Source organism: Exiguobacterium sp. s43 (assembly GCF_018617255.1).
Classification (GTDB): domain Bacteria; phylum Bacillota; class Bacilli; order Exiguobacteriales; family Exiguobacteriaceae; genus Exiguobacterium; species Exiguobacterium profundum.
The window spans coordinates 185605-209207 of sequence record NZ_JACSJT010000003.1 but is presented as its reverse complement, the minus strand read 5'-3'; the positions used below and the strand labels follow the sequence as shown (position 1 = coordinate 209207).

At 47.8% G+C, this 23603-nt stretch carries 25 protein-coding genes; 8 read left to right on the top strand and 17 right to left on the bottom strand.

Translation table 11 applies throughout. The features are described from left to right. Positions 1-334 precede the first annotated feature (334 nt). Positions 335-1507, bottom strand: a complete 1173-nt coding sequence (locus tag KNO79_RS13440; protein ID WP_214691501.1) for a substrate-binding domain-containing protein — start codon at positions 1505-1507, stop codon at positions 335-337. Between the two features lie 39 nt (positions 1508-1546). Next, positions 1547-2419, bottom strand: a complete 873-nt coding sequence (locus tag KNO79_RS13435) for a nucleotidyltransferase-like protein (protein WP_078147894.1) — start codon at positions 2417-2419, stop codon at positions 1547-1549. Between the two features lie 169 nt (positions 2420-2588). Between KNO79_RS13435 and KNO79_RS13430 the strand changes: the two genes are divergently transcribed. Next, positions 2589-2948, top strand: coding sequence for a YgzB family protein (locus KNO79_RS13430; protein WP_031421140.1), 360 nt, complete (start codon positions 2589-2591; stop codon positions 2946-2948). Positions 2949-2984: 36 nt separating this feature from the next. On the opposite strand, the gene perR is transcribed toward KNO79_RS13430, so the two are convergent. Beyond that, complete coding sequence (gene perR / locus KNO79_RS13425; protein WP_031421138.1) at positions 2985-3416, bottom strand: peroxide-responsive transcriptional repressor PerR; 432 nt, start codon at positions 3414-3416, stop codon at positions 2985-2987. 191 nt (positions 3417-3607) lie between these two features. On the opposite strand from perR, the gene KNO79_RS13420 reads away from it, so the two are divergent. From KNO79_RS13420 to KNO79_RS13410, 3 genes are all read left to right on the top strand, one after another. Continuing rightward, positions 3608-4906 carry a glutamate-1-semialdehyde 2,1-aminomutase gene (locus KNO79_RS13420; RefSeq protein ID WP_214691500.1) on the top strand — a complete coding sequence of 433 codons (1299 nt, stop codon included), beginning with the start codon at positions 3608-3610 and terminating at the stop codon, positions 4904-4906. A 117-nt stretch (positions 4907-5023) separates the two neighbouring features. Next, positions 5024-6256 (top strand): MFS transporter, encoded by a 1233-nt coding sequence (locus KNO79_RS13415; protein ID WP_214691499.1) that lies wholly within the window; start codon positions 5024-5026, stop codon positions 6254-6256. A gap of 53 nt (positions 6257-6309) precedes the next feature. Then, on the top strand, positions 6310-6705 hold the full coding sequence (locus KNO79_RS13410; RefSeq protein ID WP_147538432.1) for a thiol-disulfide oxidoreductase DCC family protein: 396 nt from the start codon (positions 6310-6312) through the stop codon (positions 6703-6705). Between the two features lie 34 nt (positions 6706-6739). Here KNO79_RS13410 and KNO79_RS13405 read toward each other — a convergent pair whose 3' ends face one another. The 4 genes from KNO79_RS13405 to mutY form a co-directional block, all read right to left on the bottom strand. Then, positions 6740-8488: an ABC transporter ATP-binding protein gene (locus KNO79_RS13405; protein ID WP_214691498.1), complete on the bottom strand. Its 1749-nt coding sequence runs from the start codon at positions 8486-8488 to the stop codon at positions 6740-6742. 39 nt (positions 8489-8527) lie between these two features. Continuing rightward, complete coding sequence (gene ntdP / locus KNO79_RS13400; protein ID WP_015880896.1) at positions 8528-9070, bottom strand: nucleoside tri-diphosphate phosphatase; 543 nt, start codon at positions 9068-9070, stop codon at positions 8528-8530. Positions 9071-9159: 89 nt separating this feature from the next. Beyond that, positions 9160-9585, bottom strand: a complete 426-nt coding sequence (locus KNO79_RS13395) for a hypothetical protein (protein WP_214691497.1) — start codon at positions 9583-9585, stop codon at positions 9160-9162. Next, positions 9572-10606, bottom strand: a complete 1035-nt coding sequence (gene mutY, locus KNO79_RS13390; protein WP_214691496.1) for an A/G-specific adenine glycosylase — start codon at positions 10604-10606, stop codon at positions 9572-9574. The genes KNO79_RS13395 and mutY overlap by 14 nt, the downstream gene beginning before the upstream one ends. Before the next feature lie 88 nt (positions 10607-10694). Here mutY and KNO79_RS13385 point away from each other — a divergent pair, with 88 nt between their 5' ends. Continuing rightward, positions 10695-11678 carry a metal-dependent hydrolase gene (locus KNO79_RS13385; RefSeq protein ID WP_015880893.1) on the top strand — a complete coding sequence of 328 codons (984 nt, stop codon included), beginning with the start codon at positions 10695-10697 and terminating at the stop codon, positions 11676-11678. A 26-nt stretch (positions 11679-11704) separates the two neighbouring features. Here the strand turns inward: KNO79_RS13385 and KNO79_RS13380 are convergent, their stop codons facing one another. Beyond that, entirely contained in the window at positions 11705-12238 is a 534-nt protein-coding gene (locus tag KNO79_RS13380) for a YceI family protein (protein WP_159563587.1), read from the bottom strand. 220 nt (positions 12239-12458) lie between these two features. On the opposite strand from KNO79_RS13380, the gene adh reads away from it, so the two are divergent. The 3 genes from adh (at position 12459) to KNO79_RS13365 (ending at position 15189) form a co-directional block, all read left to right on the top strand. After that, positions 12459-13979, top strand: a complete 1521-nt coding sequence (adh, locus tag KNO79_RS13375) for an aldehyde dehydrogenase (RefSeq protein WP_074037701.1) — start codon at positions 12459-12461, stop codon at positions 13977-13979. Between the two features lies 1 nt (position 13980). Beyond that, a complete protein-coding gene (locus tag KNO79_RS13370; protein ID WP_015880890.1) occupies positions 13981-14343 on the top strand; it encodes a DUF779 domain-containing protein in 363 nt (120 codons plus the stop codon). A 120-nt stretch (positions 14344-14463) separates the two neighbouring features. Further along, positions 14464-15189: a nuclease-related domain-containing protein gene (locus tag KNO79_RS13365; protein WP_214691495.1), complete on the top strand. Its 726-nt coding sequence runs from the start codon at positions 14464-14466 to the stop codon at positions 15187-15189. A 41-nt stretch (positions 15190-15230) separates the two neighbouring features. Here the strand turns inward: KNO79_RS13365 and KNO79_RS13360 are convergent, their stop codons facing one another. From KNO79_RS13360 to KNO79_RS13320, 9 genes are all read right to left on the bottom strand, one after another. Further along, positions 15231-16301 (bottom strand): ABC transporter substrate-binding protein, encoded by a 1071-nt coding sequence (locus KNO79_RS13360; protein ID WP_214691494.1) that lies wholly within the window; start codon positions 16299-16301, stop codon positions 15231-15233. Continuing rightward, positions 16298-17092 (bottom strand): ABC transporter permease, encoded by a 795-nt coding sequence (locus KNO79_RS13355; protein WP_047795862.1) that lies wholly within the window; start codon positions 17090-17092, stop codon positions 16298-16300. The genes KNO79_RS13360 and KNO79_RS13355 overlap by 4 nt, the downstream gene beginning before the upstream one ends. Next, positions 17089-17910, bottom strand: coding sequence for an ABC transporter permease (locus tag KNO79_RS13350; RefSeq protein ID WP_214691493.1), 822 nt, complete (start codon positions 17908-17910; stop codon positions 17089-17091). Before KNO79_RS13350 ends, KNO79_RS13355 begins: the two co-directional genes overlap by 4 nt. Beyond that, entirely contained in the window at positions 17897-19003 is a 1107-nt protein-coding gene (locus KNO79_RS13345) for an ABC transporter ATP-binding protein (protein ID WP_074037705.1), read from the bottom strand. Before KNO79_RS13345 ends, KNO79_RS13350 begins: the two co-directional genes overlap by 14 nt. A 21-nt stretch (positions 19004-19024) precedes the next feature. Beyond that, positions 19025-19564, bottom strand: a complete 540-nt coding sequence (locus KNO79_RS13340; RefSeq protein ID WP_031421116.1) for a helix-turn-helix domain-containing protein — start codon at positions 19562-19564, stop codon at positions 19025-19027. A 150-nt stretch (positions 19565-19714) separates the two neighbouring features. Further along, positions 19715-19984 (bottom strand): YfhJ family protein, encoded by a 270-nt coding sequence (locus tag KNO79_RS13335; protein ID WP_015880883.1) that lies wholly within the window; start codon positions 19982-19984, stop codon positions 19715-19717. Further along, positions 19981-20295, bottom strand: a complete 315-nt coding sequence (locus KNO79_RS13330; RefSeq protein ID WP_015880882.1) for a YfhH family protein — start codon at positions 20293-20295, stop codon at positions 19981-19983. The genes KNO79_RS13335 and KNO79_RS13330 overlap by 4 nt, the downstream gene beginning before the upstream one ends. A 68-nt stretch (positions 20296-20363) precedes the next feature. Continuing rightward, a complete protein-coding gene (locus KNO79_RS13325; protein ID WP_074037706.1) occupies positions 20364-21542 on the bottom strand; it encodes an RtcB family protein in 1179 nt (392 codons plus the stop codon). A gap of 9 nt (positions 21543-21551) precedes the next feature. After that, positions 21552-23597 (bottom strand): ABC transporter ATP-binding protein, encoded by a 2046-nt coding sequence (locus tag KNO79_RS13320; protein ID WP_214691492.1) that lies wholly within the window; start codon positions 23595-23597, stop codon positions 21552-21554. Positions 23598-23603 lie beyond the last annotated feature (6 nt).

The following is a 23603-nucleotide window of genomic DNA, read 5'->3' as shown; positions in this document are numbered from 1 at the left end:
CGTCCTGAGCCAGGATCAAACTCTCCAAAGAATTTGATATAGCTCTTAAATTGACGAAGCTTGCGCTTCATTCAAAAATTGTAAAACTTATTTTTGCCTCATCGTTCAGTTTTCAAAGTTCGTCTGCCGCTCTTGGCGACTTCATTAATCTATCACGTTTTGATTGTTTTCGTCAACAACTTTTTCACAAATTGTTTTTCTGAAATAATCTTTTGCCGTGACAACGTTTATAACTATAATCTCTATTTACCACTTCGTCAATACAAAAAACAATAAAAATTAAAAAAGATTTACTTCCCATCAACATGATGAAAAGTAAACCTTCTGCTTTGTATTAATCGAGACGGACATAGCCCGTCTTCTCAACTAACGTCTGCCCATCCTCGCTTTCGAGCCATTTTAGAAATTCTTCATATCGCTCTGCCTTCTCTTCCGTAGTCACCGCATAAAATTCAGAAGCCAGTGGATACGATCCATCCTGAATCGTTTCAACGGTCGGTTCGATTCCATCTATACGAAGTAACTTGATTTCATGGTCATGCACCATTTCTGTCGCATAGTATCTAAATGAAAATCCAATCGCATTTTTATGGTTCCGATACGATGAAGTTTGTTGAATGATTCCACCCATCCCTTCAGGAACATCTTCTACCGGCGCCTCCATGAGCTTTTGTTCGCCCATCATCTTTTGTAACGCCGTTTGACTGCCACTATCCTCCGGTCGTTGAAAAGCACGAATGGATTCCGAGTCCCCTCCGACCTCTTCCCAATTCCGAATGTCTCCTGAATAAATCCCCCGAACTTGTTCCATCGTCAAAGAATCGACCGGGTTATCTTCATGGACGAAGAACACAAATGCTTCCCTTCCAATCGCCGTCATATGTAAAGAAACGTTTTTTTGTTTCGCAACCTTCAATTGACGGTCAGATGGACCAGCGACGAAAATCAAGTCGGTCTGATCGTTCATCAGTCGGCTGTACGCTTCCGGTGTTGTCGTCGACACGACTTTACTCGTTTGATCATTATATGGATCATACGTTTCCGAGTCCGGATAGACTGCTTCCACGAATGAAGCGTACATCGGATAGAGCGCTGTCGCTCCATCTAATCGCGGCAAACCTTCCTCAAACTTCACCGAAGCCTCGTGATCGAGTCTCGCCAATTGTTCTGAATCCGTGAACGGCTGATAATCCATCAACTCCACACCGCGTTCCTCAATCTTCAAACTATCTTGATACATATAATATCCTTTCACAGAAGCGAAGAGGATAGCACCGACTAACGCACCCCAGCCGAGAACTTTTCGAATCTTTTGTTTTGAAAAGGACGAAAAATCATAGAGTCCCATACATATGATTAGTAGAACGGCCATATACCATATCGTCCAAATAATCGGTCGCCCAAGTGTGATGGGGTCTCCCATCGTAAAAAGGGCGACAAAGACAGAAATCACAATCGTGACAAATAAAATAAAGACGGTTCCCACGCTAAATTTCAATAGTTTCATATAACTGATTTTCTCCTCATTGTTCCTATGAAAGGGAAGTTAAGCAATCTCATAAAGCACTGCCTCTACCCCGACCCCTTTCGTCGGTCTCGTGACCGTTCGAACATACCCTTTTTTCACTAAAAAACCAATGATGCTTCCAAGGTCGACACGGAGCTCATTCAAATTCGGATGTTCCATCAATTCTGAGAACGTCCACGCTCCGCCTTTCTCCTGCATCGTCTGAAGTAATAACAACGTCCCCGGCAACACTTTCGATTGAATCAAATGTTCCATGCCAATGACGACAAGGTGGATGCGCTGTTCAAGCGATTCTTGTCCTCCGACCAATTCATCGTGCAGCTTATAAATTTCGAGGTCAATGGCTCGTACCTGTTCCCACAATACGATTTCCGGATGAATCCCCGCCTCAAGAATCGAGAGGCGTGCCAGGTGAGTGAGCGCATGATGAATCTGAGTGAAGGCGTCTTGGAACTCCCCTTCTAAAAATAGATAACGTCCGTCTTCAAACCGACGCAACAACTTTGCGAAAGAGATTGAGAGTTGTAAACGTTGTTCCCGATTCGTTAAATTACGGTTGCGCTGTCGTAACTCTAAAATGTACTCATTTCGTTCGAACAAGACGATTCCGTCTTCAATCCAATGAATGGCTCGCCGATTTTCATTCAAGACAATCCACCGATCCATCATCGAGTCACTGACTACGTGCAGGACAATTTTTTCTTGACCGACCTGATAGTGTTTCACCGTCCAAAACGGTTCTGGTTTTGCTTCAATCACAATGAGCAGGCGATCCGATTGATCCGTCAACGGATCACGTGCCCGCTTTTTCTTCACTTCAATAATCCCGAGTGTCGTTTTTAATGCAGCATATTCTGAGTAAATGGTGCGAGTCGCATATTCCATCGTCATCTGGACCCCTTCTCTCCCAATCGCAAGTTGACTATATATGACGATTGTCATTTTCGATACGAACCAATTTCGCCCTCTTTTCAAAAAACTCCTGCCGAAAAAGTGCAGGAACTTCTCACTCGTTTGAAGATGAGCTATGATAGAGACAGACTATTGGAGGGATTCACTCATGAAAAAACGGGGGAACAAAATCAACCGCGCACGTAATATAGCATTACTTCTTATCTTCGGTGGGATCGGGGTCATGTATCTCGGCCTTCTCGCCAAATCCATCACCTGGCTCATGATTATTTTCATGCTTCTCGGATTTGTCATGGTACTTGCGAGCTCTGCCCTTTACTTCATCGTCGGGATGGCCTCGACAAAAGCCATCATCGTGACTTGTCCGAACTGTGAAAAAGAGACGAAGATGCTCGGACGCGTCGACTTATGTATGCATTGCGACGAACCGCTCACAATCGACCGCTCACTTGAAGGTAAAGAGTTCGATGAGAAATACAACAAACGTCAGTCACAACAAACGGACTAACACAAAAACCACATCCGACTGCTCGGATGTGGTTTTTTAATGTGTTTGCGATTGTTCAGACTGACAAGACGGGCACGTTCCGTACACTTCAAGACGGTGACGATCAACTTTGAATCCAGTCAATTGAGATGCAACCGATTCGATTTCATCTAATACAGGATAGTTAAAGTCGACGACTTTTCCACACGTGTCACAGATGATGTGATAGTGCTTCGACGTCACAAAGTCAAAACGACTCGAGGCGTCCCCATAGTTCATTTCTTGAACAAGACCTACCTCTTTAAAGACGCGCAAGTTGTTGTATACAGTGGCCACACTCATGTTCGGAAACCGTGCGGCTAGTGCCTTATAAATGTCATCCGCAGTCGGGTGACTGTGCTCCGTGACGAGGTACTCCAAAATGGCCTGGCGCTGAGGCGTCATTCTGACTCCATGTTCCCGGAGCGACTGAACAGCATGGTCAAGCATTTCGCTTCCCACGTCAATCCCTCATTTCTTCTATAAAATTCATGCGAAATAGTTTTGAACATTAACTTATTTCTTACATAGTAATCTTTATAAATAGTGTACTGATTTCTCAACTACTCGTCAAACACTGAGCTTAAGCGGTTGACGGCTATGTTACAATAAGTGCGAATTTGAATAAGGAGGCAATACATATGACTACTTCATCAACTCGTCAGTCATCTGATGCATTGTACCAAGATGCACTCACTCATATCGTCGGAGGTGTCAACAGTCCGTCCCGCTCATTCAAAGCGGTCGGTGGCGGTGCTCCTGTATATATGGAACGCGGCGAAGGCGCCTATTTCTATGATGTAGACGGGAATCGCTACATCGATTATTTGGCAGCGTACGGTCCAATCATTACCGGTCACGCCCATCCCCATATTCATGAAGCGCTCGTCAATGCTTCTTTAAAAGGCTTACTTTACGGGACACCTCATCGTCTCGAAGTCGAGTTTGCGAAGAAACTAAAACAAGCCATCCCTTCGATGGATAAAGTACGATTCACGAACTCGGGGACGGAAGCCGTCATGACGACAGTACGAGTCGCCCGTGCTTACACCGGTCGTGAACTCGTTGTGAAATTCAGCGGTTGTTATCACGGTCATTCGGATCTCATGCTGATTGCGGCAGGTAGTGGTCCAGCGACACTCGGTTCTCCGGACTCTGCAGGTGTGACAAAAGCCACTGCCAAAGAAGTCATCACCGTCCCGTTCAACGACGTCGAAGCGTATCGCGAGATGATGAAAGAATGGGGAGACCAGGTCGCATGTGTCCTCGTCGAACCGATTGTCGGGAACTTCGGAATCGTCGAACCGAAGCCAGGTTTCCTCCAAGCTGTCAATGACATCACACATGAACACGGCGCACTCGTCATCTATGATGAGGTCATCACGGCGTTCCGTTTCACATACGGAAGTGCCCAACAAGTGTATGGCATCGAACCGGATATGACAGCGCTCGGTAAGATTATCGGTGGCGGTCTACCAATCGGTGCTTACGGGGGCAAGGCTGAAATCATGGAGACGGTCGCTCCACTCGGACCTGCATATCAAGCCGGCACGATGGCCGGTAACCCTGCCTCGATGGCGACAGGAATCGCTTGCCTTGAAGTGCTCGAGCAACCTGGTGTCTATGAGAAATTAGACGTACTCGGTGCAAAACTGGAAGCTGGCATCCGCGAGGCGGCAGAAAAGCATGACATTACCATCACGCTCAACCGCTTGAAGGGGGCACTCACCGTTTACTTCACGGATGAAATCGTCACCGACTATGAAGGTGCGGAAAAGTCAGATGGTGAGAAGTTCGGACGTTTCTTCAAGTTGATGCTGGAGAATGGCGTGAACTTGGCTCCATCGAAATATGAGGCCTGGTTCTTGACGACAGAGCATACGGAACAAGATATCGAAGAGACGATCGAAGCGGTCCACCGCTCGTTTGCTCAATTGTAAGAGAGGGAGATGCGCGAGCATCTCTTTTTTTTGTAAAAGGGGACATCTTTAAAAAAAGTGTCTCTTTTTATCATGTACCGTCCCCCATTACAGTAGAACCAAGGAGGTGCTCACCATATGAAATTTAAAGATTTTCCATTAAATGTCCGTTTACGACTCGTTTGCGGATTTTGTATTCGAATCGTCGGATCAGCCATTTTCCCATTCATGGCACTCTATTTCTCAGAAGAGTTGGGGAAAGTCCCCGCTGGAATCATCATGACCTCATTCGTTATCGTCGGTTACTTGACCGGTCTATTCGGTGGGTACTTTTCCGATCGGTTCAATCGGAAGGTTGTCTTACAAATTGGCCAGGTGATTCAAATCATCTGTTTTCTTGGGATGACCATCGCCATTCACCCATCGAATAACTGGGCACTCGTCGTCGCCATCCTCTACTTCGGACATGCCGTTTCGAACGGATTGAACTATCCGGCACTTGAGGCAATCGTCATCGACTCCATGGAAGAATCGAATCGAAAAGCCATCTACGTGTATGACTACTGGCTCGTCAACTTGGCTATCGCCGGAGGCGTCATGCTCGGCGGTACCTTCTATCGCGACCATCGTTTTGCCCTCTTCATTGGTATGACGGTCATTCTCACTGTGACCACCATCGTCCTTCAACGCTATTTGGTCGACACATACACCGGCAATCGTTCAACACCGTCAAACCCGATTCATGGCGTCATCGAAAACTACAAAATCGCGTTACGTGACCGCCGTTGGATCACATTCGTATTTGGAAGTATGCTCGTCTATTCGACCGAGTTTCATATGGCGAACTACATCGGTGTCCATTTAGCAGAGTCATTCGAAAGTCGTCAAATTCTCGGGATACCTTTTGACGGGGTACGGATGATGGCGTTTATGCAACTAGAGAACACCTTGCTCGTCGTCGCCATCACGTTTGCGGTCACCGCTTTCGTCAAACGTTTCAAAGAGAAGACCGTGTTTTTCATTGGCTTATCGTTATATATCACAGCATACGCCGCCATTACCTCGATGAACTCCTTTATCGTCCTGGCCACACTCGCAATCATCTTCACAATCGGCGAACTCCTCTACTCTCCGATTCGGCAAGTGAAACAGGTTGACCTCCTCGATCCTGAACGCCGGGCTTCCTACCTTGCGTTCGGCGGGCTCACATTCCATGGAGCCAAGTTGGTTGCTGCGGCAGGAATTGTCGTCGGCGCGTTCATCGGTCCGGTCTTGATGAGCGGTTACATGTTTGTCTTCGGTGCCCTCGGTGCTTACTTGTATTATGTATCGCTCTACAAGATGCAACCTGCTCGCCAACTCGCTGCTTGACGTTTAACATGAAGACAAAACGGTAAAACAGTACGATGAAGGAGGCGAAGTACTTGCCTGCGATTGTTTTATTTGATGGCGATTGCAACTTCTGTGATGCCAGTGTTCAGTTCATCATTCGTCATGATCGACACGCCTCGATTCACTTTGCTTCGCTCCAAAGCGAGGTCGGTCAGTCGCTCCGAACACGACACCGGATCCCGGAATCAGTCGACAGCATCGTCTATATTGAGGAAGGGGTTCCTTACTTAAAATCAGACGCTGCGATTCGAATTGCCGAACACCTTGATGGCCGTTGGCGCCTGCTTCGACTCATTCGTTTCATACCTAGACCGATTCGTGATCATGGATATACGTTGTTCGCCAAATATCGGACACGTCTATTTGGAAAGAAGGAAGTGTGCACACTCCCTTCACCAGATGTTCGTAAACGATTTTTAGACCGCTAAAAAAGTCGAGCCCATAGGGACTCGACTTTTTTCATTATTCAACTACGGCTAAATCTTGAATCATATACAGGTCGTAATACGCCCCGCGACGACGCATCAGCTCTTCATGCGTACCCGTCTCCATGATTTGACCGTTATCCACGACGACGATTTGATCGGCGTCCGTAATGGTCGACAAACGGTGGGCAACGATTAACGTCGTCCGCCCTTTCGTCAGACGGGCCAACGAGTCTTGAATCATCGCTTCACTTTCTAAATCAAGCGCACTCGTCGCCTCGTCTAAAATCAAGATTGGTGGATTCTTCAAAAAGACACGTGCAATCGCAAGCCGTTGCTTCTGTCCACCAGACAGTTTGACACCTTTCTCCCCGACCGGTGTCGCATACCCGTCCTGTAATTTCGAGATAAACTCATGGGCGTTCGCCGCCTTGGCCGCCGCGATGACTTCTTCATCCGTCGCATCCGGTTTCCCCATCCGAATATTCATGGCGACCGATTCGCTGAAGAGGACCGAATCCTGCATGACCATTCCGATTTGATCACGAAGTGCACGTAATTTGAAATCACGCACATCGACGCCGTCGATTTTGATGCTTCCATCCGTCACGTCATAGAAACGCGGAATCAAACTGACGAGTGTCGACTTCCCTCCACCGGACATTCCGACAAACGCCACGCGTTCACCAGAGCGGATTTGAAGGTTCACATCGTTCAACGCTCGTGCCCCGTCCTGTTCATACGAAAAGCTCACATGCTCAAGGTCGATTTTACCTGCTGTCGACAACGGGACGAACCCGTTCGGTTTCTCTTCGATATCATATGTTTCATCCAAAAACTCAAAGACACGGTCCATCGAAGCGACCGACTGCGTGAGTGTCGTCGCCGAGTTGACGAGACGACCGAGCGGCGCATAGAGTCGGTCGATATACGCGATGAACGCGACGAGCGTCCCGAGCGATACCGCTTCTTGAATGACGAGCCACGATGCCGTCGTGAAGATGAGGATCGGCGCGATGTCGGTGATGGTCGATACGACGACATACGTCTTGGCGTTCCAACTCGTATGTTTGAGTGCCGCGTTCAAGAAGCCACCGTTCTGTTGTTCGAACGCCTTGTTCTCATATGGCTCTAGCGCAAAACTCCGAATGACCGCCATCCCGTTGACGCGCTCTGTCAAATGACCTTGTAGGTCAGCGAGTGCCGCCGACCGTTCACGCGTCAAACGACGCAACCGTCCATAGAAATAGCGGACTGCGATCGCATAAAACGGAAGTGGTAAAATCGCAATCAGCGTGAGTTGCGGGTCAATCGTATACATGATCCCGATGGCGATAAGAATGGTGACCATGTCGAGCCAAATATTCATCAGACCGGTGATGACGAAGTCTTTCGTCTGTTCGACGTCGTTGATGATCCGTGAAATGATTTGTCCCGTCTTATTGTTTGAATAATAGCGGAGTGACAACTTCTGGACGTGGTCGAATAACCGGTTCCGCACATCGAACAAGACACGCGTCGCGGCCCACTGCGCCAAATATTGACGCAAGTATTCGATCGGTGGCTTGAGGACCAAGAAGACGAAGAAAACGATGCTGAACAACCAGACGAGCGTCGTGTAGTCCTGCCTCGGCGCGTCGTCCGTCAAATAGTTATCGATGACATATTTATAAAGTAACGGTAATCCGAGCGGGATGGAAAACTTCAAAATCCCGACGAAAATGGTAAGGGCAATTTGTTTCTTATACGGACGAACAAACTGCAAATAACGTTTAATACTACCCATAATGCCTCCTGACTTAAGAAAAAAAGCGGAGATGAGGAATCATCTCCGGTAACGTGCTTCGTATTCGCGATACCATTCATCGACGAATGTTGGGTTGAACGGCCCTTTCCGTCCTCGAATCCAGTTGATCAGTTCTTGCACGTTCTGCTTCAAGATTCGATCAATCGCTTTCGGATAATTCATCTCGCGACGATGCCGCTCATATTCATCTTCATCTAAAATCGTGTACGACATATCCGGGAACACCTTGATGTCCAAATCGTAATCGATATATTTGATGGCACGTTCATCCCCATCAAATGTAGTCGGCGAACCTAGATTACAGTAGTAGTAAATCCCGTCTTCGCGAATCATACAGATGACATTGAACCAATACTCAGATGAAAAGTAGCAAATTGCCGGCTCTCGCGTTCTCCATTGCCGACCGTCTGACTCGCTGACCATGATGCGATCATTGAATCCGATCATATCCGTTTTTGACGACTGAAGGACGAGCGTTTCTTCCCAAACGCGATGCAAAGTTCCGTTGTGCTTGTAGCTCTGTATCTCGATTTTGCTACCTGCTTTGGGAAATAAGCTCATAAGCTCCTCCTTTCCGCTATGATGCTATACAATTCTCATATTTAATTATAGCGACTTTCAGAACCAATGAAAAAGGAAATCTCTTATTTTCATGAATTTAGTGTTTTTTGGAAGGCCCGCGTCCGTTCTTGGAACATCGGACGAAGCACGAAATACTCGACGAGTATGTTCGGAACATAGCTATCGAATGTCACTTCGTCGATCATGACCGCCTTGCCATCACGCGACTCGACCCGGTGCACATGTGTGAACCGCTTGAACGGAAACGGTAACGTCTTTCCTTGATCGCAGAATGCCTGGTTTCCCACAACGGTGATGGCACTGTTCCACGGCAGTTCCACCGGACCGACCCCAACGAACAACTTCACTTCATTCCCTTCGACCGAGGCGCCGTCCCCCACTAAGCGTACTTTAGGAAACTTCGTCAGTTTCGTCAAAAGCGAGGCATCCTGTAACAAATCCCAAAGCGAATCGACCGTCGTATCATATGTCGACTCTACATCAAATCGTCTCACGTTCGCCACCTGCCAATCGTTCTAATTTTTGTTGAGCAACAGAAACCGTCTTCACCTCGCGTTCCGAAGCGTCTAGCCAGACGACGTCATCCGTCGGAAGCGTATCGACACGATATAAATCGATATACCAAACGATATGAGAGAAGACATGCTTCACTTGCCCGAGATACGTTCCGTTAAGTTGTTCCCCCGTTCCTCGATCCATAAGCGGATATTGCCACATCCCAGCGAGCAATCCTTTGTCCGGTCGTTGTTCATATGCGATTTTTCTGTCTTTCTCGATGCATAGCGCGTCATACATTTCGACACGTGCTGCTCCCTTCTTCGTTTTGACCGGTAGCTCATCTTGTACATGATGCGCATATGCATAACAAGTGTCTTGCACGGGACAGAGCGAGCACATCGGATTTTTCGGTGTGCAGACCGTAGCACCCAACTCCATCACGCCCTCGTTAAAATCGGATGCGTGAGTCGGGTCCATCAATCGACGAACGACTTGTTCGAAGATTTTGCGTGTCTTCGGCAGTGCGATGTCGTCATAGATCCCGAATTGACGGGACATGACGCGCATGACGTTTCCATCCACAGCCGGTTCCGGTTGATTGTAGGCAATCGATAGTACGGCTCCCGTCGTATATGGTCCGACCCCTTTCAGTTTCTCGAAACGTTCCTTCTCCTCCGGGACAATCCCCTCGTAAACAGAAGCGACTTCTTTGACCGCTTCGTGTAAGTTCCGGACGCGAGAATAGTACCCTAGCCCTTCCCAATACTTTACGACCTCATCCGTGTCAGCAGCTGCGAGATCTTCGAGCGTCGGAAAGCGTTCCATGAACCGGTTGTAATATGGGATGACCGTATCGACTCGTGTCTGTTGCAACATCACTTCACTTACCCACACACGGTAAGGATTTTTCGCATGACGCCAAGGTAAATCACGCTTTTCGCGATTAAACCACGTGACGAGTTCCTCGTTGAAATGGTGAATATTATAATTTGTGAACAATTTATCAAGATTAAGCATTGTGTTTCCCCTCGTTTTAAAAATATTGTATGATAAATAAGAATAGATGACGTAATTCTTTCATTATTGATGGAGGTGCTGACGCACATTGGATACTGCGACACACATTGGTATGGGACTTGGTTTAAGTGCCATCGCGACGCTCAGCCCGGAAGTGTCAGGTGATGCACAACTTTTTTTAGCGATGACAGCCACGGCTCTCGTTGGCTCGCACGCACCAGACTTCGACACCGTCTTTAAGTTAAAAGGAAATAGTACGTATTTACGCCAGCATCGTGGTCGTTCACATGGAATCACCGCGCTTCTCGCTTGGCCAATCATCGTCAGCGCTGTCATCGGGACGGTCCTCGGTGTCAATCCTGCCTCCCTATGGGTCATGGCACAAATCGCCGTGTTGCTTCATGTCACGGTCGACTTATTTAATGCCTATGGGACGCAAGCGCTACAACCTTTTTCGAAAAAATGGATCGGCTGGGGCGTAATCGGGACATTTGATCCGTACTTGTTCTCCGCTTATTACGGTGCATATGCATTATGGATGATAACGGGTGCGACTGTCCCTATTTTTGCACTGCTCATTGCGCTTGTCATCAGTTACTATGCCATTCAGTTTAAATTACGTAACCGCGCGCTCGCTACCGTGGCGAGACACTTTGCAGGGGCACATGAATTGTTCATCTCTCCAGGAATCGGTTGGGATGACTGGCATGTCGCTGTCCGTTTCCGTGATGGTCTCGGAGCCGTAAAAGTAAAAAAAGGCAAAGTCATCGAATGTGGTCGCTTCCGCGACAAACCGATGCCAGGAGAAGAAGATCTCCATTTCGTAGAGGCTCGGAAAAATGCAGACTTACAGGCGTTCCTCGAGTTTTCTAAAATTCACACGTACACCGTGACACGTCATAACGGGATGATCGAATACCGCTTTACAAACTTGCGTTATTTCTCTAAAAACATGTATCCGTTCGTTGCCGTCGTCATCGTCGACGAGCAGACGAATGACGTGTTGTCATCCTTTACAGGTTGGGTGTTTAGCGAAGACAGTCTTCAGAAAAAATTGGTATACGAACAATAAAAAGTCGCTCACCTGAGCGACTTTTCTTATGCCTCCGATTCAGTGAATTGGAGCTCGAACTCGAATTTGACTTTCTTATCGACGAGGACACCACCCGCCTCAAGCGCTTGGTTCCACGTTAATCCATAGTCCTCACGGTTGAGCGACCCTTCTCCGGAGAAGGCGTGTTTCGTGTTGCCCCATGGGTCTTTGGCGCTCCCTTCATACTCCACTTCGAACGTCTCTTCCCGAGTCGTTCCTCGAATCGTTAAATCCCCTGTCACTTCGAATTCTCCGCCCCCTTTTGAACGGAAAGAAGTTGAATGAAAGACGAGATGCGGATGTTCCTCGGCATTGAAGAAATCGCCTGAACGAAGGTGGTTATCCCGATCTGTGTTATTGGTGTCAATCGATGCTGCCTGAATCGTCACTTTCACACTCGCATTCGCTAGATCGCTCGGCTCACCGTTCGCCTTAATATCAAATTCTTCGAATTCGCCCTTCACCTTGGAAATCATCATGTGCTTGACCGTGAACGTGATCGAACTATGCGCCGGGTCAATTTGATATGTCTTAGCCATCGTGACTCACTCCTTATGGATAAATTAATGTGTACAATCTAGTCATTTCCACAAATCTTGAGTTCAAAACGTTTTTACAAAAGATTGACAAATTATTGTCGAAAAATTTTGACTTTTATCACATCATACCGTTACGATGAAAAAAGGGAGTCGTTCGCTTACTGAAAAATGTAAGCGCATACATAACTCCTCTATCTCGTATGAAAAGGGAGGAACGATCATGATTTATGAAGTACCGAACTCAGCAGGAACGAAAGTACAGTTTAAAGACCGTTATGAGAACTACATTAACGGAAAGTGGACCGCACCGGCTGGTGGAGAATACTTTGAAAACACATCTCCTGTAAATGGGAAAGTATTATGTGAAGTCGCCCGCTCAACGAAAGAGGATATTGAACTTGCTTTGGATGCCGCTCATGCAGCCAAAGAGGATTGGGGCAAAACGTCTGTCACGGAACGTTCTGTCATCTTGAATAAAATTGCAGACCGCATGGAAGAGAACCTTGAAATGCTCGCCTATGCGGAAACATGGGAAAATGGGAAGGCAGTTCGGGAAACGCTCAACGCTGACCTTCCGCTCGCCATCGACCACTTCCGTTACTTCGCAGGGGTCATCCGCTCACAAGAAGGTGGCATCAGTGAACTCGACCATGATACGGTCGCCTATCATTTCCATGAGCCACTCGGTGTCGTCGCTCAAATCATTCCGTGGAACTTCCCGATTTTGATGGCGGTCTGGAAACTCGCGCCGGCACTCGCTGCCGGAAACTGTGTCGTCTTAAAGCCGGCAGAACAAACCCCTTCTTCAATCATGGTTCTCATGGAACTCATCGAAGATTTATTACCACCTGGCGTCATCAATATCGTGAACGGTTTCGGTCTCGAAGCAGGAAAACCACTCGCATCGAGTGACCGTGTCGATAAAGTCGCCTTCACCGGTGAGACGACGACGGGCCGCCTCATTATGCAGTACGCTTCTCAAAACATCATCCCTGTCACGCTTGAGCTCGGTGGGAAGTCACCAAACATCTTCTTTGCCGACATCATGGAAGCGGATGACGATTTCTTCGACAAAGCAATCGAAGGTCTTGTCATGTTTGCCTTGAACCAAGGGGAAGTCTGTACGTGCCCATCTCGCGCCTTGATTCAAGAGTCGATTTACGACAAGTTCATGGAACGCGTGCTAGAACGCGTCAAAGCAATCAAGCTCGGCAACCCACTCGATGCCGATGTCATGATGGGTGCACAAGCGTCGAACGAACAGATGGAAAAAATCCTGTCTTATCTCCAAATCGGGAAAGAAGAGGGCGCAGAGTGTCTAATCGGTGGAGAGCGCAACATGATGGACGGAGAGCTCGCGGACGGGTATTACATTCAACCGACCATCTTCAAAGGTCATAACAAGATGCGAATCTTCCAAGAAGAGATTTTTGGACCGGTCTTATCCGTGACGACATTCAAAGATGATGCGGAAGCACTCGCCATCGCGAACGATACCCTTTACGGACTCGGGGCAGGCGTGTGGACACGAGACATGAACCGTGCATACCGCTTCGGTCGTGAAATTCAAGCAGGACGTGTCTGGATCAACTGTTACCACTCCTATCCGGCACATGCTGCATTCGGTGGTTACAAAATGTCCGGAATCGGTCGTGAGAACCATAAGATGATGCTCGGTCACTATCAACGTACGAAAAACATGCTCGTCAGCTACAGCGAACAAAAGCTCGGGTTCTTCTAAGATGGTGAGACGAGTCGAGGCCACCCCCGCCGCGCTCGAACTCATCGAACGTCTCAAATCAAAACACGGTCCCCTCCTCTTTCATCAGTCAGGAGGATGTTGTGACGGGAGCTCTCCCATGTGTTTCCCACGTGACGAGTTCATGGTGGGCGACCACGATGTTCTTCTCGGTGAAATCGGCGAGACGCCATTTTATATCCATGAGAAACAATATGATTATTGGAAACATACACAACTGATCATCGATGTCGTCGATGGTCGAGGTGGTATGTTCTCGCTTGAAGGTGTCGAAGGGAAACGTTTTTTAGGACGTTCTCGAGTCTTTACAGAAGAAGAGCGTGAGGCGCTGAAGCATGAAACATAAGCAAAAGGACCCATTTCGATGGGTCCTTTATGATGTAAAAAAACGATTATCCTTAATTGTAAAAAATATACATATGAATCATCTTGCTTCTTGTATAGTGGATACAAAGGGAGGGATTCGATGGCTTCACTACTAACAGAATTGTTCGAAGGTATTTTAATTACCTTAATCAGTCTATTCGCACCCATTTTTCTCGTCCTCACACTTATCATCCTCTACAAGGTCAAACGTTATCAAAACAGTCAGTATTCTCAACAAACTCGACATTCTTACTTCAAAGTGGTCCAAGACACCGGTCTATTCGGAGAATACTTATGTGTGGCGGAGATTGAGTCAAAGTTCTTTCAACCGTTGATTCTGACAAACCTGTATCTCCCCCATCCTTCTAAAAAAGATCGAACCACTGAGATCGATGTCATTTTAATCAACCAATCCGGGGTACATGTCATCGAGTCCAAAAACTATAGCGGTTGGATATTCGGTCGGGCACGTGACCAATACTGGACGCAGACACTCCCCCGCCGTAAAAAACACCGCTTCTTCAATCCAATCAAGCAAAATGAATTGCATCTCAAAGCCATCGAGCAAGTGCTTGGAGTGGACCGAATCCATCTCCACTCATGGATCGTGTTCAGCAATCGTTCGACGCTCAAAAAAATTGAATCTACCGAGGTCCCTGTGCTCAATCGCCAAAAATGGATCAAAGAGCTGATCACCTATCAGGACTTTGTATTCGATCTTGATGAGCAAGTCCGACTATACGAAATCTTACGCTCCTTCACACAAGTCGACACGACTGTCGCTTTGAAACATATCGAAGACATCAAGTCGACGATCAAGCAGTAAACAAACATCCCCGTACTCATGATGAGCGCGGGGATGTTTCGTCATTTACTCTGCATTTTAAAGCGTAAATACAATTCGTTATAGTAAGCGTTCATGCGCTTCCCTAGGTTTTCATACACTTCAAGGTCCTGCGTCACTTCACGAGACGGGTAGAACCGTTCATCCGATGTGACTTCTTCATCCAAGAATTCGAGAGCCGCTTCGTTCGGTGTCGAGTATCCGACATAATCCGTGTTACGTGCCGCAATCTCAGCATCTAACATAAAGTCGATGAACTGATGTGCCCCGTCCACGTTTTGTGCCGTACTTGGGATGACGAGGTTATCAAACCAGAGATTCGTGCCTTCTTCCGGAATGACATACGTCAGTTCTTCGTTCTCATACATGATTTCCGACGCATCTCCGGACCAGACGACGGCTGCCGCTGCTTCACGGTTCGCCATCAGCATTTTGATTTCGTCTCCGACGATGGCTTTGATGTTCGGCCAAAGCGTTTCCAACTTTTGCTCCGCCTCAATCAACTCATCTTTATTCGTCGTATTGAGGGAGTAACCAAGCGAGTTCAGGCCGAAGCCCATCACTTCACGTGTCCCGTCCGCAAGGAGAATGTCGTTCTCGAGCGGCATTTCCCACAGGTCGTTCCATGAAGTGATCTCACCATCGACTAGTTCAGGATTGTAGACGATCCCGACCGTGCCCCAGAAATAAGGAACCGAGTACTTGTTACCCGGGTCGAACGATTTATCGAGGAAGCGCGGATCGATATTATCAAAGTTTTCGAGTTTATCGTAATCGATTGGGAGAAGAAGATTCTCCTCTCTCATCTTACTGATCGCATAATCGGATGGAACGGCGACATCAAAGGCCGTCCCGCCTTGCTCAATTTTCGTGAGCATCGCTTCGTTCGAGTCGAACGTTTGATAAACGACCTTCAACCCGCTCTGCTCTTCGAACTCACCAATCAATTCTTCATCGATATAGTCTCCCCAGTTGTAGACGACCAGTGTGTTGTCGCCGCCGAATCCTTGCGCAGCATTCAGTTGCTGAATCCAAAGAAGGAGACCGAAGCTGACAATCAATGGCACAGCCAACATGATGACTAGTTTTTTCATCGTCTAACCTCCTTTGACCCTCGTTGCGCTAACACATAATATCCGATGACAAGGATGAGCGTGAAGAGGAACAGAATCGCAGACAACGCATTGATTTCAAGCGAGATACCTTGACGTGCCCGCGAATAGACTTCTACGGCGAGCGTCGTGAAGCCGTTCCCTGTCACAAAGAATGTGACAGCAAAGTCATCTAACGAATAGGTGAGTGCCGTGAAGAAACCGGCAAATACCCCCGGCGTGATATATGGCAGAATGACTTTCGTCAATACGTCCCACGTACTGGCCCCTAGGTCACGCGACGCATCAATCAACGTCGGACTCATCTCTTGGAGTTTTGGTAACACCAAGATGACGACAATCGGAACCGAGAAGGCGATGTGCGACAAAAGGACCGAATAAAAGCCTAACTGAATCCCTAGCATCGTGAAGAGGATCAAGAAAGACGCCCCGATGATGACGTCCGGGCTCACGATCAAGACGTTGTTCAATGATAAAAGCGACGTCTTCGTATACTTTTGTTTCGCCGTATAGATGGCGAGTGCCCCGATGACACCGAGCACGGTCGAAATCGTCGCCGAGAGCAGCGCGATGACGATCGTATTCAAGACGATGACGAGAAGTCTCGTATCTGTGAAGAGCGACTTGTACCATTCGAGGGTGAACCCTTCAAAGTTACTCATCGTTCCGCCACTGTTGAACGAGTAGAATACCAAATATAGGATTGGCGCATATAAGATGAAGAAGACGGCCGCCAAGTATAAGTTTGATAATTTGAATCGTTTACGTTTCATCGACGAACCGCTCCTTTCGCACCCCAGTCACGCGTGATGACCATGACGAGAACCATCGCCAAGATGAGGAAGACGGCAATCGTCGAGCCCATCCCCCAGTTTTGCGTGACAAGGAATTGTTGTTCAATCGCTGTACCGAGTGTGATGACTCGGTTCCCGGCGATGAGTCGGGTGATCATGAAGAGTGATAATGCCGGAATAAAGACGATTTGAATCCCCGATTTGACACCGTCAAGCGTCAACGGGAAGATGACACGTCGGAACGTCGTCCAGTTCGATGCACCTAGATCACGGGATGCGTAGACGAGTGACGGCGGTAACTTCTCAATGGCGTTGTAAATCGGCAAAATCATGAACGGGATGAAGATGTATACCGAAACGAAGACAAAACTGAAATCGGTGAATAGAATCTGTTTCGTCCCAATACCGATGGCTTCTAAAAATTGATTCGTAATCCCGTACGTCCCAAAAATTCCAAGGAACGCATACGCCTTTAACAACAAGTTAATCCATGACGGCAGCAAGATGAGTAAGAGCCAAAGCTGTTTATGCTTCGTCTTCGTCAACAAGTATGCCGTCGGATACCCGACGAGTAACGAGAAGAACGTAATGAGAAACGCATACCAGAACGACGAGAGCGTCATCGACAAATACGTCGACGTGAAGAACGTCTGATAGTTTTCTAAACTCAAATTCCCATCGATATCAAAAAAGGAATAATAGACGACGAGGACGAGTGGTGCGATGACGAACAAGGCGATCCAAATCCAATAGGTCGTCAAATATACCGTCTTTGCGGTCTGATTAGTTTGATTCATGAGGGACCTCCTCGTAGGATTCGAGACGACGGTCAAATTCTTCTTCTGTTTCACCTAGTCGCATGACGTGAATCGCTTCTTCGTCAAACGTCAATCCGATTTTTGATCCGACGATTGATTTCTTCGTCGAGTGGACGAGCCATTCGTTTCCTTCTTGGTCATAACAGCAAATCTCGTAGTGGACACCTCGGAACAATTGAGAATCGACGTCGACAACGAGTTTCGCTGCATCGACCGATGTCATCTCTAAGTCTTCCGGACGAATGATGACCTCAACTTTTTCATTGCGGTCAAATCCTTGGTCAACACAGTCAAACGTTTTACCAGCAAACGTGACGACATTGTCTTCCGGCATGACACCCGGCACGATATTGGATTCACCGATAAAGTCTGCAACGAAACGGTTGATCGGTTCATCATAAATATCAGTCGGTGTCCCACTCTGAACAATTTTCCCGTTGTTCATGACGAAAATCTCATCCGACATGGCGAGCGCCTCTTCTTGGTCGTGTGTGACGAAAATAAAGGTAATGCCAAGACGTTGCTGTAACTCACGAAGTTCATATTGCATCTCCGTACGAAGTTTCAAGTCTAAGGCAGAGAGCGGTTCATCAAGGAGAATGACCTCCGGCTCATTTACGATTGCGCGGGCGATGGCGACACGTTGGCGCTGTCCACCTGACATCTCATCGATTTCGCGCGAGCCGTATCCTTCTAAGTTAACAAACTTGAGAGCCTGCTCCACTTTCGCTTTCACATCTGCTTCTTTCAATTTTTTAATCCGGAGACCGAATGCCACATTCTCAAATACGTTTAAATGAGGAAACAGCGCATAATCTTGGAACACGGTATTCACTTGTCGTTTATTAGCCGGCACATCGTTGATTCGTTTCCCGCTGAAGTGAATACCTCCTTCGGTCGCATCGGTAAATCCGGCGATGAGACGCAAAATCGTCGTCTTCCCACATCCCGATGGACCGAGAAGCGTATAAAACTTCCCACGCTCAATCTCAAAACTAATATCTTCAAGGACGACTGTGTCGTCGTAACGCTTTGACACGTGGTCAAAGCGAATAATTGTCTCTGCATTCATGCTGTTTCCTCCTCTGTTGACTTATAAATATGAATGGGTCGCGACGATGAGACATTCGCTCTCCCCGTCGTTGTCGTTGACGAGTTGATGCGAATCCGAGGCGACATAATAAAGGGTTTCCCCTGTCTTGGCAAAATATGTGTGGTTCCCTAATTTCAAGGCGATTTTGCCGGACAAGACGTATACGAGCGTCTCCGAACGCGAAGGCTCATATTGTTTGAACTCTCCATGTTTGAAAAATGTGACAAGGATGGGCTCCATCTCTTTTTCATTCGATTCCGGGATGAGCCATTCTGTCCGATATTTGCGTTCTTCATCCGTATAGATGGTGCGATCGTCAACGGTGTACACCACTTTTTGATTCAAGTCTTCATCAAAAAACTCTTTCGGGGAACTCCCGAGGACATTCAATAAATCGAATAACGTTTCTAGTGAGGGAGAGCTTAAATCCCGCTCGATTTGAGAAATATAGCCTTTACTCAAATCGGTACGTTCCGCCAGCTCCTCTTGGGTCAACCCTTTTTTGATCCGGAGCCGCTTAATGTTTTGACCTACTTCCAACGACTGAACGCCTCCTTCTTGTTTAGTGAAACATGAGTTCAACTAAAGAAAGTTTATTTATACTATACTTTAAAACAAACTATTAGCGACCTTCATTATAACGAATTGTTGAAGAATTGCAATAAAAAAGTCACGCCCCAAGGACGTGACTCAGTGTAAGTTCCGTTTAGACATCAAATGCTTGAACTTTTCGTTTTTCGTTTGGAACAAATGGAGCTGTGCCCCATATGCATCGATCTGTTGAATGACGTATTGGAAAGCCTTTGCCTCTCCCGGATACGGTTCGCCCGCCTTGGCAAGTGAGGTCTCAAAATCTTCCCATAACACTTCGACCCACGTCACCGCTTCTGAATCGTTCAAGACGTCATTTTTCTCTTTTAGAATGACCGCAAGCCGTTCATATTGTTCGTTCCGGTTCATCGCTTCACCTCCGACAATTCTGAGAGCGGGATGGCCCGTTCTGTCATCTCGCCTTCAAACGTCCCCCAGCCCATGACGCCGTTGACGAATTTCAAGCGAAACGGACGGTCATTGTAATTGACGACATATGTTTCACCTGGACGAAACGATGATGGGTCAATCAAATAGCTTTCGGCAATCGCAATCCGTCGAAGGACGACTTCAATTTCGCTGACCATGCCCATCTGTTCAGCCTTTCGTTTCCGTTCATGTAATGCTTGAATCTCTTGCTCTAACTCATATTTCGATAAGTCACTTAACCGCTTTTCCATATCGTTCACCTCGATGTAAGCGTATCAGATTTTACGAAAAAAGAAAAAGACGAGACTGAGTACGTGACTCAGTTCGCCTTGAAGTTGTAAAGTGGCTTGATGATTTGATCGATTTGAACGGCCGGTTCGATATAACGAACAATTTCTTTCATCGACTTATACACAAATGGTGATTCATCGATTGTCGATGGGCGAACTGATGTCGACCAGACACCTTCCATCGAACGTTTGAATTCTTTGAAATCGACGCGTTTCCGCGCGGCCGACCGAGACATGATCCGACCTGCGCCGTGTGGACCCGAGAAGTTCCAGTCTGGATTCCCTTTCCCCGTACAGATGAGCGAACCGTCTCGCATGTTCATCGGAATGATGACTCGCTCTCCTTCTTGAGCGGAGATGGCCCCTTTTCGCAGGATCATCGCATCATGATCGATATAGTTATGGACGGTGTCGAATTGATCGACGATGTTCCAATTCATCGCTTCGACGATTACATCAGTCATCGCACGACGGTTCGCCGCCGCGTATTGTTGAGCGATGCGCACGTCATGCATGTAATCGTCCATATCCGCTCCCTCCACATAAGCCAGGTCTCGAAATGGTTTCCGTGACGCACGCTCTGTTTCCAGATAAGCCGAGATTTCTTGTTGTCGACCTAAGGCTTTCAAACGCTCAATTTCTTCTTTTACATCATGTGTTTCCATCATGTGTTGAATCGCTCGCTCCTGATAGTGATCGGCAATCTGCACCCCAAGATGGCGCGAACCGGAATGAATGACAAGAAACGTACGTCCCGAGTCATCTCGGTTCACTTCAATAAAGTGGTTCCCCGAGCCGAGCGACCCGACCGAGCGCAAGGCTCGGTCGAGTTTATACGGCGCTCGCACCTCTTCTAATGGAAGTTCAGATGCGTATGGATGAACCTTCTCCCGAATGTTCATCCCGCTCGGTACGAGTTCACGAATGAGGTCATCGAGTCGTTGAAAATCGATCCGCTTGGCTTTGATCTCCGTACAAAGCATCCCACACCCTAAATCGACACCGACCAGGTTTGGCACGACTTTGTCTTGAATCGTCATCGTCGTTCCAACGACCGATCCTTTCCCCGCATGCATGTCCGGCATGATCCGAATCGATGCCCCTTGTGTGAACGGTTGGTCGAGCAATGTTTCAATTTGATTCCGCGTCATATCATCGATTCGTTCGTTAAACACTTTGGCGCGGTTATATTTCCCCTTGATTTCCATGTGACCTCCTTAACTGATGGCTTGTTGTTTACTCTGTAATTCATGCATTCGGGCGTAGACACCACCATACTCGATGAGTGACTGGTGATTGCCTCGCTCAATGATTCGCCCGTGGTCGAGAACGAGAATCTGGTCCGCTTCCCGAATCGTCGAGAGTCGGTGCGCGATGACAAATGTCGTCCGACCGTACGTGAGTGTCTTGAGCGCGTCCTGAATCAATGCCTCCGTCTCCGAGTCGACGCTCGCTGTCGCTTCATCGAGGACGAGGATGGCCGGGTCAAAGACGAGGGCGCGTGCGAAACTGACCAGCTGTCGTTCTCCACTCGAGAGTGAAGCTCCACGCTCGATCACCGGCTCATCGATGCCTTGCGGTAGCTGCTTCACGAAGCGGTCTGCCCCGACGGCTGTGAGTGCTTTCCATACCTGTTCGTCCGTAATCGTCTCATCTCCAAGCGTGACGTTCGTCCGAATCGTTCCAGTGAATAGGAACGGGTCTTGTAAGACGATCCCGAGATGGTCTCGTACCGCCTGCGTCGGTAGTTTAGTCACGTCCATGCCATCGATTCGAAGGACTCCGGCCGAGGGGTCATAGAAACGCATGAGCAAGTTCATGATTGAACTCTTCCCGCTTCCGGTATGCCCAACGAGTGCGACCGTCTCACCAGGAGCGGCGTGTAGTTCAATCTGTTGCAACACCGGTTTCCCTGCTTCATAACTGAAGGTCACGTCATCAAAGACGACATCCCCTTTAAAGCGTGGAAGACGTTCTGATGAGACCGGTTCCCCTTTCTCGTCGAGCAGTTGGAACATCCGGTCGGCCGAGACAAGCGCTTGTTGGAGTGGTGACAATTGGTTCATGATCTGTGTCACCGGCTCAAAGATCCGCGAAACATAGTCGATATACGCGTACAGAATCCCGAGTGTTAAGACACTTCCCGTACCAAGCGTTTGTGCCCCGACAAACCAGATGAGCAAGGCGAGCGCCATGTTTCGGAAGAAGTTGACGAGATTGTGGCTCATCAACGCATCCAATTTCAACAACTTTCGTCTCGTTTGGAAGTTGTCGCTGTTCTTCTCATTGAACTCGTCATAAACGAGATTTTCGCGGACGTATGATTGAATGATTGGCATCGTTTGAATGCTCTCGTTCAACTGCGCGTTCATATCCGCGACGAGTGCGCGGACACGGAAGTTATTTTTTGTCGAGAAACGTTGGAACAACTTGATCCAGACGATGACGACCGGGATGATAATGAGCGAGACGAGCCCTAGACGCACGTCTAGGAAGAACATCGCAATGAGTACCCCAATCATCATGACGACACTTTGGAAGACACGAGCGAGCACTCCTAAATACAGGTCGCGAATCGTCTCTGTATCATTCGTGACACGACTGACAATCTTCCCGATTGGTGTCTGGTCAAAATAACGTACCGGAATCGTTTGAAGATGCTTCATCACATCAAGACGCATCGTCTTTACGATTTTATGCGCTGATCGTTGTAGGAGCATCTGTTGTCCCCAGTTCAATCCGGCCGCAAATAGTAACAGGACGACGTACAATCCCGATAAGAGAAGGACAGCTCGTAAATCCGTCTGATAGAACTGGAATACGTCGGTCGACGAGAGCGCGGCAATATTGTCATATGTCGCCGTTTCGTCTCCTCTTGAAATCGTCAGCACGTCGCCTTCGACTTCACGAACGCCTCCGCTTATAACCGCATCAGGTACGAGATAGTAACCATCGGTCGTTTGTACGATCGAGACCGGCTGAATCACCTCTTGGCCATCTAGTCTCGTTTCTTTCTCATAAGAATCTCCATTAAAGGAAACACTACCGCCGGATTCGACTTGAACCCAGTCACGTTCGATGGCGACGATATGCTCATCGATAATGATTTTGGCGATATACGGCCCGGCAAGTTCTGCACCGACCGCTAAAAAGAGTAATGTCAGTCCGAGGAAGATGGAGCGCTTCACTTGCTTGGCATAACCAACGAGTGAGCGGATCGTCTTCTTCCGGCGGACCGGATCTAATTCATATTGATCGATCATGAGAGA

Coding starts and splice junctions, on each gene's coding strand:
- KNO79_RS13440 (WP_214691501.1), bottom strand. CDS start 1,507: ATGAAACTATTGAAATTTAGCGTGGGAACCGTCTTTATTTTATTTGTC.
- KNO79_RS13435 (WP_078147894.1), bottom strand. CDS start 2,419: ATGACGATGGAATATGCGACTCGCACCATTTACTCAGAATATGCTGCA.
- KNO79_RS13430 (WP_031421140.1), top strand. CDS start 2,589: ATGAAAAAACGGGGGAACAAAATCAACCGCGCACGTAATATAGCATTA.
- perR (WP_031421138.1), bottom strand. CDS start 3,416: ATGCTTGACCATGCTGTTCAGTCGCTCCGGGAACATGGAGTCAGAATG.
- KNO79_RS13420 (WP_214691500.1), top strand. CDS start 3,608: ATGACTACTTCATCAACTCGTCAGTCATCTGATGCATTGTACCAAGAT.
- KNO79_RS13415 (WP_214691499.1), top strand. CDS start 5,024: ATGAAATTTAAAGATTTTCCATTAAATGTCCGTTTACGACTCGTTTGC.
- KNO79_RS13405 (WP_214691498.1), bottom strand. CDS start 8,488: ATGGGTAGTATTAAACGTTATTTGCAGTTTGTTCGTCCGTATAAGAAA.
- ntdP (WP_015880896.1), bottom strand. CDS start 9,070: ATGAGCTTATTTCCCAAAGCAGGTAGCAAAATCGAGATACAGAGCTAC.
- mutY (WP_214691496.1), bottom strand. CDS start 10,606: ATGCTTAATCTTGATAAATTGTTCACAAATTATAATATTCACCATTTC.
- KNO79_RS13380 (WP_159563587.1), bottom strand. CDS start 12,238: ATGGCTAAGACATATCAAATTGACCCGGCGCATAGTTCGATCACGTTC.
- adh (WP_074037701.1), top strand. CDS start 12,459: ATGATTTATGAAGTACCGAACTCAGCAGGAACGAAAGTACAGTTTAAA.
- KNO79_RS13370 (WP_015880890.1), top strand. CDS start 13,981: ATGGTGAGACGAGTCGAGGCCACCCCCGCCGCGCTCGAACTCATCGAA.
- KNO79_RS13365 (WP_214691495.1), top strand. CDS start 14,464: ATGGCTTCACTACTAACAGAATTGTTCGAAGGTATTTTAATTACCTTA.
- KNO79_RS13360 (WP_214691494.1), bottom strand. CDS start 16,301: ATGAAAAAACTAGTCATCATGTTGGCTGTGCCATTGATTGTCAGCTTC.
- KNO79_RS13355 (WP_047795862.1), bottom strand. CDS start 17,092: ATGAAACGTAAACGATTCAAATTATCAAACTTATACTTGGCGGCCGTC.
- KNO79_RS13350 (WP_214691493.1), bottom strand. CDS start 17,910: ATGAATCAAACTAATCAGACCGCAAAGACGGTATATTTGACGACCTAT.
- KNO79_RS13345 (WP_074037705.1), bottom strand. CDS start 19,003: ATGAATGCAGAGACAATTATTCGCTTTGACCACGTGTCAAAGCGTTAC.
- KNO79_RS13335 (WP_015880883.1), bottom strand. CDS start 19,984: ATGAACCGGAACGAACAATATGAACGGCTTGCGGTCATTCTAAAAGAG.
- KNO79_RS13330 (WP_015880882.1), bottom strand. CDS start 20,295: ATGGAAAAGCGGTTAAGTGACTTATCGAAATATGAGTTAGAGCAAGAG.
- KNO79_RS13325 (WP_074037706.1), bottom strand. CDS start 21,542: ATGGAAATCAAGGGGAAATATAACCGCGCCAAAGTGTTTAACGAACGA.
- KNO79_RS13320 (WP_214691492.1), bottom strand. CDS start 23,597: ATGATCGATCAATATGAATTAGATCCGGTCCGCCGGAAGAAGACGATC.